Source organism: Yersinia fenwicki (genome assembly GCF_043099325.1).
Taxonomy (GTDB): Bacteria; Pseudomonadota; Gammaproteobacteria; order Enterobacterales; family Enterobacteriaceae; genus Yersinia.
On record NZ_CP170755.1, the window covers coordinates 1,248,836 to 1,262,213 of the forward strand.

The following is a 13,378-nucleotide window of genomic DNA, read 5'->3' on the forward strand; positions in this document are numbered from 1 at the left end:
TTTCCACCTGTTTTATCGGTTGGCCGTTTTCGCGGATGCGCGAGGCAGATTACGGTTAGTGCCGGTATCCGGTGGCACGCGGTTAAATATCAGGGCGGGAAGCTCGATTATAATCGCCATACAGATATAGCTGTATAAGAACGCACTGTGAGTCGCCGGTGTGTTTGTGACAGCTTCATTGTGAGCAAATACGCCGAGCAATATCCCCGCGGTACTGACTCCCAGACTCATGGATAACTGCATCACCATCGACAACAAACTATTGCCGCTGCTGGCCAAACGATTGGGTAAATCTTTCAGCGCTAATGTATTCATTGTGGAGAAGCGCAGGGCATTGAGCATTCCCTGGAAAAATAACACGATCGGTAATAGTAATGTCCACCCCATCAAAGCTACCAATGGGAAGCTGAGACTGACGGCCGCCAGCAGCAATGTTGCACTGACTAACACCCGCCGGTAGCCGAAACGGTTGACTACGCGCACGATAATTCGCTTCATACCCATACTGCCGATAATCATTGGGATCATCATCAAACCGGCATGGAAGGGGGTAAATCCCAGCCCGATTTGCAGGAAAACGGGCGTCATAAACGGCAACATGCCACTACCGATACGGGCGCTCATGCTGCCTATCAGGCCAAGAGAGTAAGATTTATTGTTGAACAACCGCAGTGGGAACAGTGCCGAACTGTTACCTTTGGCATGCCACCAGTAACCGGCCAGCGCGAATATTCCGCACAATACCAGACCGGCAATCGCCAGTGGCGGCAAGCCTAATCCTTTGTGTCCGCCCAGCGCAGGCCCGACTAATGGCCCAATCTGACCGGGTAATGTAACGAATGCCATTATTCCAGTCTCATTAATGGCTTTTTACTAAAGCGGCTGCGCAGCCGGTCAAAATAGAGGTAAACCACTGGAGTGGTATACAGGGTCAACAACTGGCTCATCACCAGCCCGCCGACAATGGTAATCCCCAGCGGTTGGCGCAGTTCTGCACCATCGCCGCTACTTAACACCAGTGGTAGCGCACCGAATAAGGCAGCTAAGGTGGTCATCAGAATCGGCCTAAAGCGCAATAGGCTGGCCTGGAAAATGGCATCGCGGGCGCTAAGGTTGCCATTGCGTTGCGCATCAAGGGCAAAGTCGACCATCATAATGGCATTCTTTTTCACGATACCAATCAATAGCATGATGCCAATCAGGGCGATAAGGCTAAAGGGCGCATCGAACAACTCCAGCGCCAGTAATGCCCCGACTCCGGCGGAGGGCAGTGTTGAAAGAATGGTCAGCGGTTGGACATAACTTTCATACAAAATCCCGAGCACGATATACACCGTGGCGATCGCCGCCATAATCAGCCAGAGCTGGGATTTCAAGGTGTCCTGGAATACTTGTGCCGTACCGGCAAACATGCCACGCACTGTACTTGGCACGCCCAGTTCTGTCATTGCTCGTTCAACGGCTGCCGTCGCTTCAGACAAGCTACCGCCATCGGGCAAGTTAAATGAGATAGTCGAAGCGGCCGATAAGCCCTGGTGATTAACCGACAGCGGCGCATTGGCGGGCTGCCATTTAGCGAAATAGGACAGCGGGATAGACTGGCCTGCGCTGTTAATCACAAACATCTTATCCAGCGAACTCACATCTTGCGTGTATTGAGGCGCGACTTCCATCACAACTTTGTATTGGTTCAACGGCTGATAAATGGTGGAAATTTGCCGCTGGCCAAAGGCGTTATTGAGCAACGCATTGGCATCTGACACATCAATACCCAGCCGTGCCATGGTTTCACGATCGTAGGTCAGGGCCATTTCTGAGCCCTTATCCTGCTGATCGGAGTTAACATCGGCCAGCTCCGGTAGCTTGCTCAAGGCGGCCCGCACTTTCGGTTCCCATTCACGCAGAGCCGCTAAATCGTCGGCCAATAACGTAAATTGATAGCTGGCGTTAGATTGTCGGCCACCAACACGGATATCTTGGACGGGAGACAGGAACAGACTGGCTCCCGGCTCTTTTGCTAATTTCCCACGCAACCGAGTAATCACTTGTTGCGCCGTTTCGCTGCGTTCACTCAGTGGTTTCAACGAGATAAACATCGAGCCACTGTTGGTGCGCGAACCACCGGTAAAGCCGGTAACATTATCGACCGCAGGGTCAGCACTGACAATTTTCATGAAATCTTTCAGTTTTTGCTGCATTGCCTGGAACGAAATACTTTGATCGGCTTGAATAAAGCCCATCATGCGGCCGGTATCCTGCTCGGGGAAAAAGGTTTTTGGAATGCTGATATAGAGCCAAACATTCAGAGCAATAGTGGAAAGCAGCACAACCATCACCCAGCGTGTATGGCCCAGCACCCAATTGAGCGAGCGGCCATAACCTTGCTGAATAGCCAGCAGTACTTTACCGAACCCGCGAATACGTTGTTGTTTCCCTGCCGGTTGTGCACGTAATAAATGGGCGCACATCATCGGCGTTAGAGTCAACGAAATAACCAGTGAGATACCAATTGCCACCGACAATGTGACGGCAAACTCACGGAATAATCGCCCCGGTAATCCTTCCATCAACAGCAGCGGAATAAACACCGCCACCAAAGAAATACTCATCGACAGCACGGTAAAACCGACTTCACGTACCCCGCGTAAGGCAGCAACCATCGGTTTCACACCAGCTTCCAAATGGCGAGAAATGTTTTCCAGCACCACGATAGCATCGTCAACCACAAAACCGGTGGCGATGGTTAGCGCCATGAGCGACAGGTTATTGAGGCTAAAACCGCACAAATACATGGCAGTAAAGGTACCGATCAGCGAAACCGGCACGGCGACAGCGGGAATCAAGGTAGCGCGACCCGATCGCAGGAACAGGAACACCACCAAAATTACCAATGCCACGGCGATCACCAGTGATCGCTCCACTTCATCCAGTGAGGCGCGGATAGTCGGCGAGCGATCCTGAGCAATATTCAACTCAATTGAGGCGGGGATTGAGGCGCGCAGGGCAGGGAGTTCGGCACGAATTCGGTCGACGGTGGCAATAATATTTGCGCCCGGCTCACGGCTGATTACCAACAGTACGGCCGGTTTACCATCGGACATCCCGGCATTGCGCACATCCTGCACAGAATCGACGATATTGGCGACATCTTGTAGCCGCACCGGTGAGCCATTGTTGTAGTGAATAATAAGTGGTCGATAACCCTCGGCAGTTTTGATCTCATCATTGGCCTGTACCTGCCAATGTTGATCACTGCTGTCGATTGAACCTTGTGGGCGCCGCACGTTAGCGGCACTGATCGCCTGACGCACCGCATCCAGTGACACGCCCTGGTTGAACAGCGCACTTGGATTAAGTTCTACCCGCACCGCTGGCAGGGAACTGCCACCGACCGAGACATCACTGACGCCCTCGGTCTGAGCAATTTTCTGTGCCAGTTGGGTCGAGGCAAAGTCATATAATTGCCCCTGACTGAAAGTATCCGATGTCAGGGTCATTATCATGATCGGCGCATCCGACGGGTTCATCTTGCGATAGGTCGGGCGATTGGGCATCCCTGATGGGAGCAAACTCTGAGCGGCGTTGAGTGCGGCCTGCACATCGCGAGCTGCACCATTAATATCGCGGCTAAGATCAAATTGCAGGATAATCCGCGTGCTACCCAATGAACTGGTTGAGGTCATTTCATTGACCCCAGCAATTCTTCCCAGTGCGCGCTCCAGTGGTGTGGCAACGGATGACGCCATCGTTTCCGGATCCGCGCCGGGCATGGAGGCGCTGACCATAATCACTGGGTAATCGACCTGCGGCAGTGGTGAGACCGGCAATAAGCTAAAGCCGATCACCCCGCTTAGCGTTATCGCCAGTGTCAATAGAGTGGTAGCCACCGGGCGCTGAATAAACAGAGTAAAGAATTTCACGGCTGTTCCCGTCCATTCGGCAATCCTGGTGTATCAATATCCTGATGACTATGGGTATTGCGTGCCAGTTTATCGAACAACAGATAGATAACCGGTGTGGTAAACAGAGTCAGTACCTGACTGACAATCAGCCCACCGACCATACACACCCCGAGCGGCTGGCGCAGTTCGGCACCGGCCCCAGTACTGAGCATCAGCGGCAATGCGCCAAACAGCGCGGCCAGGGTGGTCATCAGAATCGGGCGGAAACGCAATAGGCAGGCCTGATAAATTGCATCATACGGCGTCATACCCTGATCCCGCTCGGCGGCCAGCGCAAAGTCGATCATCATGATGGCGTTTTTCTTCACGATCCCGATAAGCAGAATGATCCCGATAATGGCGATCACATCCAGCTCATTGCCGGTCAACATCAGAGCCAACAACGCGCCGACACCGGCGGTCGGTAGGGTAGATAAGATAGTGACCGGGTGAATAAAGCTCTCGTACAACACGCCGAGTACAATATACATCGCCACAATTGCGGCAATAATCAACCATAGCGTACTGCCGAGTGCGGCCTGAAACGCCAGTGTCGAGCCTTGGAAACGCGTCGTGATGTCCGCCGGCAGTTGAATGGCCTGCTCCGCTTGTGTCACGGCCTCCACCGCCTCACCCAGAGAATAGCCCTGTGCCAAATTGAATGAGATGGTCGCTGACGGGAACTGATTTAAATGGTTGATAGAAAGCGGCCCAAAGCGTTCTTCGACGGTAGCAATACTGCTCAATGGTACGCCTTTGCCATCACTGCCGGTCAGGCGAATATCATTGAAGGCCGCCAGCCCCGGCGTGGCTTTGACGTCATGCTCCAATACCACCCGATACTGATTGGCTTGGGTATAAATGGTAGAAATTAGCCGCTGACCAAATGCGTTATACAATGCGTTGTCGATCGCTGCCATAGTGATCCCCAGACGGCTGGCGCTATCTCGGTCCACATTCACAAACGCCACCAAACCCTGATCCTGCCAGTCGCTGGTCACATCCTGGAATGGCGCTTGTTGCTGCAATTCACTGACCAGTTTCGGCACCCAGGTGCTCAGCTCCTCCAATGAGGTTGCTTGCAGCGTGAACTGATATTGGGTGCGGCTCAGTTGGGTATCGATAGTCAAATCTTGTACCGGCTGCAAATAGAGCTTAATACCCGGAACGCCGGATACACTCTGTTGCAAGCGGGTAATGATCTCTGGGATGCGCTCCTTTCTGCTCTCCAATGGTTTAAGGTTAATCTGTAACCGGCCATTGTTTTGTGTGGCGTTGGTGCCATCCACCCCGACAAACGAGGTCAGGCTTTCGACGTCCGGATCTTTTAAGATGATAGCGGCCACTTGCTGCTGGCGCTCCGCCATATTACTGAATGAAACTGATTGTGGCGCTTCCAGCGTACCTTGAATCAAGCCGTTGTCCTGTAAGGGGAAAAATCCTTTGGGCATGATGAGGTAAAGCAATACCGTCAGCACTAAGGTGCTCAGCGCGACACCTAAAGTTATCCATTGGTGCTTAAGGACTTTTTTCAGCGCCACCGCATAATGAGCAATCACCCAGTCAAAGAATTTCTCACTGGCGCGTGACAGGCGGTTTTGCTTGCGCAGTGATTCATAACTGAGCATGCGCGCGCACATCATTGGCGTCAGTGTCAGGGATACCACCGCTGAAATCAGGATTGCCACCGCCAATGTCACCGCAAACTCACGGAACAGGCGGCCGACGATATCACCCATAAAGAGCAGTGGAATCAATACGGCAATCAATGAGAACGTCAGTGAAATAATGGTAAAGCCAATCTCACCAGCCCCTTTCAGCGCGGCATCCAGCGGTTTTTCGCCTTTTTCGATATAGCGCGAGATATTCTCAATCACCACAATGGCGTCATCGACCACAAAGCCAGTGGCAATAGTCAACGCCATTAATGTCAGGTTGTTGATTGAGAAACCGAGGAAATACATCGCGGCGAACGTCCCGATCAATGACAACGGCACAGCAATACTGGGGATAATCGTGGCCGCGGCATTACGCAGGAACAGGTAAATCACCATCACCACCAACACAATGGCCAGCAATAATTCGAACTGCACATCACTGACCGAGGCGCGGATAGTGGTGGTGCGATCGGTCAGCACTTTAACATCAACCGACTTAGGTAGACTTTTGATCAGCTCCGGCAGCATTTCGCGAATACTGTCGGCGGTGGCGATCACATTGACCCCCGGCTGGCGCTGGATATTCAGCACAATGGCCTGCTGGGTATTGGCCCAAGCCGCCAGTTTGTTATTTTCTGCGCCCTGCTCGATAGTGGCGACATCTTGTAAGCGGACCGGTGCGCCATTTTGGTAAGCAACAATCAGGTCGCGGTAATCCTCAGCCGACTTCATCTGGTCGTTGGCGGATAAGGTTACTGAGCGGGTTGGCCCATCCAGACTACCTTTGGCGGAGTTGACGTTGGCATTGCTGATGGCGGTGCGAATGGTTTCACTGTCCAGCCCCAAAGCCGCTACCGCCGGGGCATTCAATTTGACCCGCACGGCAGGGCGCTGCCCACCTGAAAGGGTGACCAAACCGACGCCGGTGACTTGCGAGATCTTTTGCGCAATGCGGGTTTCCACCATGTCTTCCACTTGCGTCATCGGGATGGCGGTGGAGGTGACGGCCAGCGTCAGAATCGGCGGATCCGCCGGATTCACTTTGCTGTAAATCGGTGGATAAGGCAGATCATTTGGCAGTAAGTTAGTGGCAGAGTTAATCGCCGCCTGCACTTCCTGCTCGGCTACATCCAGTGGCAAAGTGAGCTGGAATTGTAAGGTGATAACCGACGCACCACCGGAGCTTTGGGACGCCATCTGTTTCAAGCCAGACATCTGACCAAACTGGCGTTCGAGTGGTGCGGTAATCGAAGAGGTCACCACATCCGGACTCGCGCCGGGATAGAGTGTGACCACTTGTATGGTGGGGTAATCCACTTCCGGCAGGGCGGAAACCGGCAAGGCGCGATAACCGATAATCCCTGCTAGCAAAATGGCGACCATAAATAAGGTGGTGGCAACAGGGCGCAGGATAAATAGCCGTGATGGCCCACCGCCCGGCGTTGGAGGCATCACTTGCATCAGGATTTCTCCGCCGCAGTTGTGGTACTGCCCGCAGAGGCATCTGTAGCGGGTTTTCCGCCCCTGCGGTGTGTGGCTTTCCCATCCGTAGCGGGCTTTTCTGCTGCATCGGTTGGCGTGGAATCCGCTGAGCGCGGCGTCACCACTTCAACTTGTAAACCTTCCGTCAGGCGATCAATACCGTCAGTGACTACACGCTGACCGGCATCCAGCCCGGCACTGATAACCACTTGTTTACTATCCTGAATTCCTGTAGTAACCAAGTGTTTACTGACTTTGTTCTCGTCATTTAACGTCCAGACGAAGCTACCTTCGTTGCCCATCTGTACCGCAGCGGTGGGAACCACCACGGCATTTTGCAGTAAATCCACTTTGATGCGCGCGTTGACAAATTGATTCGGGAACAGCACGTCATCCTCATTGGCAAAGCGGGCTTTTAGCTTAATGGTGCCGGTAGTGGTATCAATCTGGTTATCAATACTGAGCAGATAGCCCTGCGCCAACAGCTGTTTATTAGTGCGATCCCAGGCTTCAACGGGAACAGTAGTCTTGTTTTTTGCCGCATTTTTCTGCGCTTGCATAATGGCAGGAATATCACTTTCTGGCAGGGTAAAGACCACATCAACTGGATGTGTTTGAGTGATAACCACAATCGGAGTGGCGGTGCCGCTGGTAATGTAGTTGCCGACATCCACTTGTTTTAGCCCGACTTTACCGGAAATAGGCGCGGTAATGCGGCTATAAGTCAATTGCAGTTTGGCGCTATCGATAGCCCCTTGGTCAGCTTTTACACTGCCTTCGCTTTGGCGAACTAGCGAGGCTTGGGTATCCAGATCCTGTTGTGAAATCAGGCCAGTTTTCGCCAATTTTTGGTAGCGGGCTAAATCGCGGCGCGCGTTATCCAGTGTGGCTTGATCTTTTGCGAGCTGCCCCTGAGCTTGGGTCAGTTGGACTTCGTATGGGCGCGGGTCAATTTCGACCAGTAAGTCGCCAGCGTTGACCTGTTGGCCTTCGGTAAAGTGGATAGCCATGAGCTGACCGTCAACCCGGCTGGTGACCGTTACGGTATTGGCGGCAATCACCGTACCTAAACCGGTGAGATAACGTGGCACCGCTTGTTCCGTTGCCGTGGCGGCTTGTACTGGAGACATCGGCATATTACGCCGTCCCCCAGCGCGGGCGGAACTGTTGGCACTCGCGGCTTGTTGTACGCCGGGCGCACTGCTCTGCGGGGCTGCACTGAAATGACGCCAGACAAACACAGCAATAATAATCGCCACCGCTACCCCCAATAACATCAGTAACCGGGAAGTGCGTTTGGATTGAGCTTTCATAATGGCGGAGAATCCCTTTTATTGATCTGTTTATACGCACGCAGGTGCAAAATAAAAATTAATACCCAATAGATTTCGAGATTCAGGAAGGCGGCAAGCGAGAGAATCCCGATGTGCTTACTGAAGTAAGTGATTCGGGTGATTGAATGCAGCCAACACACCTGTATCTTGAAAGATGAAGGGTATATCTATGTTACTAGTTTAGCGGGGATTTACCGGATAAAAATGGAGGAAATATGAAAGTATTGTCAGGGGCTGGGGAGGGGAGTTTACAATTTTGACATTTAAAACTGTTTTAGTTGATGTGTTGAAGAAGTGATCCGGTTCAGTTGAGGCTGCTCAGTTAAAGTGATAACTGAACTATTATCAACCGAAACCTGTTCCGATCTCCAGACTGCTATTCATAAGTTATGGTAAAGGTGGCACTGGCATTGGCTACACCAGGGGTGACAGTATTTTCGGTTTGGTAATAACGCGCAGTGATATCGATAGTTTCCTTTAAATCAGTGCCTGTGTTGGCAGAAGTTCCCATTTCTTTGGCGCTACCCAAGATAATCGGTTCCTTATTTTTACCCGCAAACAGTTGTACGCCAATACCGGTAGCGACACCGGGTTCTTGAGTGAGTTTAATCACCCCCGATTTACCCGCATCGTCGCCATTAACGGTCAGGCTATATTTGGTTTTGAGATCACAGGATAAAATAATCGATTGGGTTATCTCTCGTCCAAGGCTACCGACAGCGCTAAACGCTTTTTGCTTATGTTCACCTAAATCAAAATTAAGGTTAGGTGTATCTAATGTGCAGCCATTTTTGCTGACTATCCCCTGGGCGGCACCCAATATATCGGGCAGGTTTTTGGCTGTGGCCGGGCCATCCTCCTCCAGATAGTATTTGATATTGCCAGGGGGGAGATTAATAGTACCAAATTCTTGCTGGTGGCCTGTTTTGAAAAATAGTCTATTAATAACAAAATGGATTAATAACTTTTCGGATTTCTTGAATTTAACATCACAGTTTATTATCGTGGTATTTGGCTTTATCGCGCATTTAGAATTACCCGTTAGAATGTATTTAATACCTACTCCAGCTAAATTAGTGTTAAATATCTCAGGATACGTGGCATTACTGGTGGCGGCTGGGTCTATTTCAAAAATTAATTTCCCTGTTTTTTCTTGAGCGGGAGTATACAAACAATCCATGCGACTGCCGCGCATATACAACGGTTTCTCAGTGGTGACAGGATCATTATTATACATGATAACTGGGGTTGTTCTTATTTCACCGGGACTAGTCACATCACATTGGACATCGGCATAACTGGTGGATGGCATAAACCCACATAAACCTATTAATAATAAAATTAGCTGGGCAGCAGAGGGAAGTTTGTGGTTTTTCACCCAGTTAAGTATTAAGTTAATTATCATCTTCTGTTCTGCTTAGTGGTGTATGTACAGCGGAAAATAAGGCTAGTATTCATCGCTTAGGTTTATTCAGAATAATGGCGGTAGCAACCGGTGAAATACCGCCGAAGCCACTAATGGCCTGCCAACTTACTGAACCAGAATAACCTGGAGGAAGATGAAGAGTTAGCGTACTTTTGGCTGCAATCATGGTGACGCTTTTAATTTCGTTGCCACCAACTTTCAGACTGTGAAAAGAGATGCTATATGGGCTGGGGTTATTGATCTGCAATTGATCGCCATGACGAGAGAAAGTCAGAGTTTTATAGGCATTAGCCAGTGCATTCGGCAGTTCGACGGAATGGGCAAACAACTTGATACGGTTTTGCATCGCGATAAATAGCTCGCTATCGCTGACTAAAATACTTGCCTGAGTTGTGGATATCACACTGTTTAGGCAGGCTATAAATAATAGCGGTTTAAACCACCACATAAAAATTCTCTCTGAATAAAGTTTATTATTGCTTGATAGCCAGCCACCAAGATTTCTGTCGGCTAATCTAGCAGTTATGCTATTAAACGAAATATTTATATTGTGGAATTAAGCTGTAGTCAGAGAAAGTATAAATAAGATACTGTAACAGTAGTTTCTGACTTTTTAGGAAAACCCCATTCCAACTATTGACAGCGGCAGATTGCGGCGGCAGTAAAGTTAACTCACTGTCGCCGCAATCTGCTTTAATTACTGATAAGTCATAGTAAAGGTGGCAGTAGCATTGGCGGTACCGGGGGTAATTTTTTTTCAGTTTGATAATAGCGGGCGGTGATGTTAATGGTTTTCCTGATAACATTGCCACTGGCGGACGCAGAACCTATTTGTTTAGGTTTACAAAATAAGAGAACAATTGCAGAACGAGAAATTATATTTTACATATAGGCCACTTAATTCTGTTGCATAGAAATCTTATTGTTCTTTGATTATTATTAACCAAGGCTAATAACTTATTAGCTCATACTAAGTTTATTTATCGGCACACCGCATCCAATATGCGCACTGCCGAAGTGATATCAGTTTCTGCTGCTGGTAAGGTCAATGCCGCGCTACACTGCTGCTTTTCCTGATTGCCCCACTGCACCTGCAAATTGCTGTTATCCGGCACGCCGCTGAGGTACACCTGGCCGTCATCGCCAACGATACTGTTATTGGCACTGTCGGCTGCCTCATCCTGCAAACTGGCCATAGCACCGAACGGCACTGGCTTACCTTGATAACTGAGGTTAATCAGCACCCGGCTACCGAGGCGTGGCGTAAAGTCAGCCAGCACTACCGCGCCGCGAGTGGGTACCACATTTTGGCTGGTGATATCCATATCGATATTGTCACCCATAGTTTGGGTGTCCAGCGCCACGCTATTCTGGCGATATGGAGTGGCATGCGGCACCACCGCATAGCCGCGCCAGTCGGTTTTTACCCCGCGGCTATTGCCGACGCCCACACCGCTGGCTCCGGGCGCGCGCACTAATACTAAGGTATCGCTCTGGGATTGTGACAGGGTGATACCGTAAGGATGCGCCAGCACACCGCCGCTCAGGCCATAGTTCAACTGACTGCTGTTCGCACTGTAGCTGTAACCAGCATTTAACTGGCCGTAAGCCCCGCTATAACTGCTGCTCAGATTACCGCTGTTGCCACCACCGCGATTGGCGCGACTTTGTTGCAGGTTGTAGCTCAGATTATTATCGAGCGCACTGCCACTCAGGCCCAACTGTTGGCTGGTCGTCCCGCCTTTGCTGGTGTTAATACTGTAATTGGCCCAACTATTAGCTAACCATTTGCTCAACGGAATATTGATACTCAGGCTGACGCGTTGACTGTTTTGTTGTTGCCCCGGCGTCTGGCTAAAGCTGTAATTCAACCCATAATTGATGCCGTGGATATTCACGTTGTAACCCAGCGTGGCATTGCGCTCGTAGCCTTTGCGCTGCCAGTAATCCTGCTGATAAGCGGAAAGATGCAGGCTGCCAAAATCATGCAGTGACTGGCTAATATGAAACTGGGTACGGCTGCGCTTGTTGCTACGTACCTGAGAGTTGTTATTGCGTCCCAGCGAGTTAATGCTGCCCACGCCGGTCAGTTGATTAGCTTCACTGAAATCATAAAAACCTTCGGTGGAGTAGCGGTGGCTACCGAGCGAGAAGTTAGTACCGGTTTCACTAAAACTTTTGGCATATTGTAGCCGGTAAGATTGCCCTTGACGGGTGGTGCTATCTTCAAAGGTGGTTTTGGCTTGGGTCACATCCATGGATACCGAACCAACACGGCCTAAGCCAATCCCCATCCCCAGCGCACCGGCCTGATAATCAGATGAGATCAATAAGCCGTTATACAGAGTAAAGCCGAACGGCATGCCGTAGGCCAGTGAGGTCTGAGCAAAGTGCGGAGTGGGGCTGTTTTTACCCCCGCCACGGTATTGGCCAGCATTCAGGGCATATTTAAGGCTGCCTTCGCGCTGCATAATTGGCGCGGAAGCAAAAGTCTGTTTGAAGCTGCGCTCGCGACCATCGGCCTCTTTGATGGTGACCTCCAAATCACCACTGGAAGAGGTAGGGTACAAGTCGTCAATGGCGAAAGCCCCCGGTGGCACATAGGTTTGGTAAATCACATTATTGTTCTGACGAATGGTAACTTGCGCGTTGCTATCAGCAATGCCGCGAATGACTGGGGCAAAACCGCGCTGGCTATCAGGCAACATACTGTCATCGGATGATAACTGCGCGCCACGGAAAGCCACACCGCTAAGAATATCGCCGGGGGTATAGCTGTCACCCAAGGTCAGTTGCCCTTTAATGGCGTGAATATCGCGCTGCAAGGTATTGGTAATGTTATTCCACTGCGCTTGGCCATTGCTGCTCTGGCTGTAAGTAGAATAGTTGCGCAAGCGCCACGGCCCCCAGTTCAACCCGCTGCGCAGGTTGAGGAAATGACTACTGCTACTGCCCGACTGATTATCCTGCCGGTTATTAGCACCGCTCAGGTTGTAATTGACCATCAGCGCGGGGATACCTTGATCCCACTGTTTTGGATCAATATAGCCGCGTGCCTCACGGTTCAGCGCCGCCTGCGGAATGCTTAAATCCAGCCGCTGGTGATTAATATCAAAACTGCTGCTGGCGGCTGGGATAAAATCGCCCAGTTGTGCCAGTGGCACATCTACGGGCAACTGTTGCAAGGCGGGGAAGGCGGCTACTTTCACCCCTAAATCGGCCAGTTGCTGTGGGGTGATTTCGGCCAATAAGCTGCCGTTATCGGCAATAAAGCTAACGTCACGCGTCTCTATCTGCTGGCCGTTAAGGTAAATATCCACCCGATAGGTACCGGGTAACTGCGCGCCGGATTGCGAGAATATACTGAAATCAATCGCCGCATAACTGGCGTTTTTGATTTCTAACGAACCGGGATGGAAATAATCGTCGGCCCAGGCAGGGGCTGATAACGCGGTCAATCCCAACGCTAACTGGATAGCCAGCTTTAAAGCCCACCTGTTGGGCGGTAAAGCAGAATGTCGCTGCGTCATGGTGATC

General features: G+C 50.8%; 6 protein-coding genes and 1 pseudogene. All 7 read right to left on the reverse strand.

The features are described from left to right. Positions 1-12: 12 nt before the first annotated feature. A pseudogene (gene mdtD, locus ACF3VQ_RS05780) lies at positions 13-846 on the reverse strand (multidrug transporter subunit MdtD); the annotation flags it as partial. Beyond that, positions 846-3,920: a multidrug efflux RND transporter permease subunit MdtC gene (gene mdtC, locus ACF3VQ_RS05785; RefSeq protein WP_392433768.1), complete on the reverse strand. Its 3,075-nt coding sequence runs from the start codon at positions 3,918-3,920 to the stop codon at positions 846-848. The pseudogene mdtD and the gene mdtC, both read right to left, overlap by 1 nt. Beyond that, positions 3,917-7,060 carry an MdtB/MuxB family multidrug efflux RND transporter permease subunit gene (locus ACF3VQ_RS05790; RefSeq protein ID WP_392433769.1) on the reverse strand — a complete coding sequence of 1,048 codons (3,144 nt, stop codon included), beginning with the start codon at positions 7,058-7,060 and terminating at the stop codon, positions 3,917-3,919. The genes mdtC and ACF3VQ_RS05790 overlap by 4 nt, the downstream gene beginning before the upstream one ends. Then, positions 7,060-8,394, reverse strand: a complete 1,335-nt coding sequence (locus tag ACF3VQ_RS05795; protein WP_392433770.1) for an MdtA/MuxA family multidrug efflux RND transporter periplasmic adaptor subunit — start codon at positions 8,392-8,394, stop codon at positions 7,060-7,062. Before ACF3VQ_RS05795 ends, ACF3VQ_RS05790 begins: the two co-directional genes overlap by 1 nt. Positions 8,395-8,791: 397 nt before the next feature. Then, positions 8,792-9,727, reverse strand: a complete 936-nt coding sequence (locus ACF3VQ_RS05800) for a fimbrial protein (RefSeq protein WP_392433771.1) — start codon at positions 9,725-9,727, stop codon at positions 8,792-8,794. A 142-nt stretch (positions 9,728-9,869) separates the two neighbouring features. Next, positions 9,870-10,289: a molecular chaperone gene (locus ACF3VQ_RS05805; RefSeq protein WP_392433772.1), complete on the reverse strand. Its 420-nt coding sequence runs from the start codon at positions 10,287-10,289 to the stop codon at positions 9,870-9,872. 532 nt (positions 10,290-10,821) lie between these two features. Further along, positions 10,822-13,371 (reverse strand): fimbria/pilus outer membrane usher protein, encoded by a 2,550-nt coding sequence (locus ACF3VQ_RS05810; protein ID WP_392433773.1) that lies wholly within the window; start codon positions 13,369-13,371, stop codon positions 10,822-10,824. Positions 13,372-13,378: the final 7 nt, after the last annotated feature.